This is a genomic window from Shigella sp. FC1661, assembly GCF_001712525.1.
Classification (GTDB): domain Bacteria; phylum Pseudomonadota; class Gammaproteobacteria; order Enterobacterales; family Enterobacteriaceae; genus Escherichia; species Escherichia coli.
In genome coordinates this window covers 1-1,068 of record NZ_MDGW01000373.1, presented here as the reverse complement: position 1 = coordinate 1,068, position 1,068 = coordinate 1, and the positions used below count along the sequence as shown (strand labels likewise).

Genomic DNA, 1,068 nt, shown 5'->3' with positions numbered 1-1,068 from the left:
GATCGAGGTTCACAGTACTGCGCATACGATTACCGGGTCATACAGGAGCAGTCTGGTCTGAAAACATCAATGTCGCGTAAAGGTCACTGTTACGACAACGCTCCGATGGAAAGCTTCTGGGGAACGCTGAAAAATGAGAGCCTGAGCCACTATCGTTTTAATAACCGGGATGAAGCCATCTCAGTAATACGGGAATACATTGAGATTTTCTACAATCGTCAGCGTCGTCACTCTCGTCTGGGGAATATCTCCCCGGCAGCCTTCAGGGAAAAATATCATCAGATGGCTGCTTAAAAAAAGAACAAATGGTAGTGTCCGCTATTGCCAGTACACCTCAGACAACGTAAACTTTGCGGCCCACGATCGATAACGTCTCCCACTGAGATAAGTAAATCTCGCCACGGATCAAAACGACAATGCCATAATTTGCGGCGCAACTGCTCAAGAGAACCGTGTATATCGCCAGAAAGCCAGATATGTCGCCATTGATGACCCGCAATTCTCTGATAAACGGGCGCAGGCTGTTTCATCAATATTTTCCTCCCGCGCTAAAGATCACATAATCTTAACAAGAATGTTAAAAAACGCTGGACTCAGACAGTAGAGTGTGTGTTATGGTTGACTATAAAGTCAGCGAAGGAAATGCTTCTGGCTTTTAACAGATAAAAAGAGACCGAACACGATTCCTGTTTTCGTCAACAAACAATAAAACCCTTTAAAATTAATGCGTTGAATAAATTTACGTTCATCTTTTAATCCCTGACACGTACCATTGCATATTAATACATTCAACCAGTGGTAATGACTCCAACTTATTGATAGTGTTTTATGTTCAGATAATGCCCGATGACTTTGTCATGCAGCTCCACCGATTTTGAGAACGACAGCGACTTCCGTCCCAGCCGTGCCAGGTGCTGCCTCAGATTCAGGTTATGCCGCTCAATTCGCTGCGTATATCGCTTGCTGATTACGTGCAGCTTTCCCTTCAGGCGTGATTCATACAGCGGCCAGCCATCCGTCATCCATACCACGACCTCAAAGGCCGACAGCAGGCTCAGAAGACGCTCC

General features: G+C 45.6%; 2 protein-coding genes and 1 pseudogene. 1 reads left to right on the top strand and 2 read right to left on the bottom strand.

The window, feature by feature from the left end:
- Nucleotides 1–294 (top strand): integrase core domain-containing protein (locus BFF42_RS18375; RefSeq protein WP_146627975.1); only part of this gene is annotated, 294 nt, incomplete at its 5' end.
- A gap of 38 nt (nt 295–332) precedes the next feature.
- Here the strand turns inward: BFF42_RS18375 and BFF42_RS18370 are convergent.
- Both BFF42_RS18370 and BFF42_RS18365 read right to left on the bottom strand, forming a co-directional pair.
- Nucleotides 333–530 (bottom strand): annotated as a pseudogene (locus BFF42_RS18370) (metallophosphoesterase); the annotation flags it as partial.
- Nucleotides 531–812: 282 nt separating this feature from the next.
- Nucleotides 813–1,068: IS1 family transposase (locus BFF42_RS18365; RefSeq protein ID WP_000363925.1), on the bottom strand; the 256-nt coding region annotated here is incomplete at its 5' end.